Genomic DNA, 3186 nt, shown 5'->3' on the forward strand with positions numbered 1-3186 from the left:
CTTATCGGGTTGTGGGTTGGTCGTTGGTTGAGAATTGCACAGTGGACGCGAGCATCTTGTTTTCTGTGGTTAAGTTGTCAAGGGCGAACGGTGGATGCCTTGGCACCAGGAGCCGATGAAGGACGTGGGAGGCCGCGATAGGCCTGGGGGAGCTGTCAACCTAGCTGTGATCCCAGGGTGTCCGAATGGGGAAACCTGGCACGAGTCATGTCGTGTCATCCGCACCTGAATTCATAGGGTGTGTGAGGGGAACGCCGGGAAGTGAAACATCTCAGTACCGGTAGGAAGAGAAAACAACAGTGATTCCGTGAGTAGTGGCGAGCGAAAGCGGATCTAGCCTAAACCTTGTGCGTGTGATACTTGTCAGGGGTTACGCATGGGGGGTTGTGGGACTGCTTGTAGAAGGTCTGACAGTCTTCTGAAGAGTTATAAAGCCAGTTGTTAGTTGAACGGTGTGGGAAAGCCGGCCGTAGAGGGTGAGAGCCCCGTAAGCGAAAATTTCTGGCCTCTTTTGAGCAGCACCCGAGTAGCAGCGGACTCCTAGAATCTGCTGTGAATCTGCCAGGACCACCTGGTAAGGCTGAATACTTCCTGGTGACCGATAGCGGACGAGTACCGTGAGGGAATGGTGAAAAGTACCCCGGGAGGGGAGTGAAATAGTACCTGAAACCGTTCGCCTACAATCCGTCAGAGCCTTATGCCCGTGAGGGTGGGGGTGATGGCGTGCCTTTTGAAGAATGAGCCTGCGAGTTAGTGGCACGTGGCGAGGTTAACCCGTGTGGGGTAGCCGTAGCGAAAGCGAGTCTTAATAGGGCGTGTAGTCGCGTGTTCTAGACCCGAAGCGGGGTGATCTAGCCATGGGCAGGTTGAAGCGTGGGTAAGACTGCGTGGAGGACCGAACCCACCAACGTTGAAAAGTTGGGGGATGACCTGTGGTTAGGGGTGAAAGGCCAATCAAACTCCGTGATAGCTGGTTCTCCCCGAAATGCATTTAGGTGCAGCGTCGTGTGTTTCTTGCCGGAGGTAGAGCACTGGATGGTCTAGGGGGCCTACAAGCTTACCGAAATCAGCCAAACTCCGAATGCCGGTAAGTGAGAGCGCGGCAGTGAGACTGCGGGGGATAAGCTTCGTAGTCGAGAGGGAAACAGCCCAGATCACCAGCTAAGGCCCCTAAGCGTGTGCTAAGTGGAAAAGGATGTGGGATCGCATTGACAACCAGGAGGTTGGCTTAGAAGCAGCCATCCTTTAAAGAGTGCGTAATAGCTCACTGGTCAAGTGGTTCTGCGCCGACAATGTAGCGGGGCTCAAGCACACCGCCGAAGCTGTGGCATTCACATTTTAATTCGCGTCCGGGCTTGACTCGGGTGTGCAGTTGTGTGGATGGGTAGGGGAGCGTCGTGCAGCCAGGGAAGCGGCGGAGTGATCCAGCCGTGGAGGCTGCACGAGTGAGAATGCAGGCATGAGTAGCGAATGAAGAGTGAGAAACTCTTCCGCCGAATGACCAAGGGTTCCAGGGCCAGGCTATTCCGCCCTGGGTGAGTCGGGGCCTAAGGCGAGGCCGAGAGGCGTAGTCGATGGATAACGGGTTGATATTCCCGTACCCGCAAAGGAACGCCCAAGACGAACCTAATTATGCTAACCACCTCAAGTGCCGGCGGTCTTCGGATCAAGGGTAGGCGAGCTGGGATCCTGGTTGGTAGTAGTTTAGCGATGGGGTGACGCAGGAAGGTAGCTGGTCCCAGGCGGTGGTTGTCCTGGGGTAAGCGTGTAGGCCGTACCATAGGCAAATCCGTGGTGCAATAGGCTGAGACGTGATGCCGAGCCGTATCAGGTGAAGTCAGTGATCCTATGCTGCCGAGAAAAGCCTCTAGCGATGTTCCGAGCGGCCCGTACCCGAAACCGACACAGGTGGTCAGGTAGAGAATACCGAGGCGACGGGCGAACTGTGGTTAAGGAACTCGGCAAATTGCCCCCGTAACTTAGGGAGAAGGGGGGCCGGACACGTGAAGGAACTTGCTTCTGGAGCGTGGTATGGCCGCAGAGAGCAGGGGGAAGCGACTGTTTACTAAAAACACAGGTCCATGCCAAGTCGTAAGACGATGTATATGGACTGACGCCTGCCCGGTGCTGGAACGTTAAGGGGACCTGTTAGCGAGCAATCGCGAGGCGGAGAACTTAAGCGCCAGTAAACGGCGGTGGTAACTATAACCATCCTAAGGTAGCGAAATTCCTTGTCGGGTAAGTTCCGACCTGCACGAATGGCGTAACGACTTCCCCACTGTCTCAACCACAGGCCCGGCGAAATTGCAGTACGAGTAAAGATGCTCGTTACGCGCGGCAGGACGGAAAGACCCCGGGACCTTTACTATAGCTTGACATTGGTATCCGAATTTAATTGTGTAGGATAGGTGGGAGCCGGTGAAGCTGTGACGCCAGTCATGGTGGAGGCAATGTTGAAATACCACTCTGTTGGGTTTGGGTATCTAACTTGCGGCCCTGATCGGGTCGAGGGACAGTGTCTGGTGGGTAGTTTAACTGGGGCGGTTGCCTCCTAAAGGGTAACGGAGGCGCCCAAAGGTTCCCTCAGCCTGGTTGGCAATCAGGTGTTGAGTGTAAGTGCACAAGGGAGCTTGACTGTGAGACTGACGGGTCGAGCAGGGACGAAAGTCGGGACTAGTGATCCGGCACTTGCGTGTGGAAGCGGTGTCGCTCAACGGATAAAAGGTACCCCGGGGATAACAGGCTGATCTTCCCCAAGAGTCCATATCGACGGGATGGTTTGGCACCTCGATGTCGGCTCGTCGCATCCTGGGGCTGTAGCAGGTCCCAAGGGTTGGGCTGTTCGCCCATTAAAGCGGTACGCGAGCTGGGTTTAGAACGTCGTGAGACAGTTCGGTCCCTATCCGCCGTGCGCGTTGGATACTTGAGAAGGGCTGTCCCTAGTACGAGAGGACCGGGACGGACGAACCTCTGGTGTGCCAGTTGTCCCGCCAGGGGCACGGCTGGTTGGCTACGTTCGGAAGGGATAACCGCTGAAAGCATCTAAGCGGGAAGCCTGCTTCGAGATGAGGTATCCCACCACCTTGAGTGGGTAAGGCTCCCAGCCAGACGACTGGGTTGATAGGCCGGAGATGTAAGCCAGGTAACTGGTTCAGTCGACCGGTACTAATAGGCCGAGGGCTTAAC

1 rRNA gene is annotated in these 3186 nt (G+C 55.9%); it reads left to right on the plus strand.

Features of this window, described 5'->3' with window-relative positions:
- Positions 1 to 67: 67 nt before the first annotated feature.
- Positions 68 to 3186 (plus strand): 23S ribosomal RNA (locus tag AB0E90_RS51390); the annotation flags it as partial.

The sequence above is a fragment of the Actinoplanes sp. NPDC026619 genome, from assembly GCF_040638295.1.
GTDB lineage: Bacteria > Actinomycetota > Actinomycetes > Mycobacteriales > Micromonosporaceae > Actinoplanes.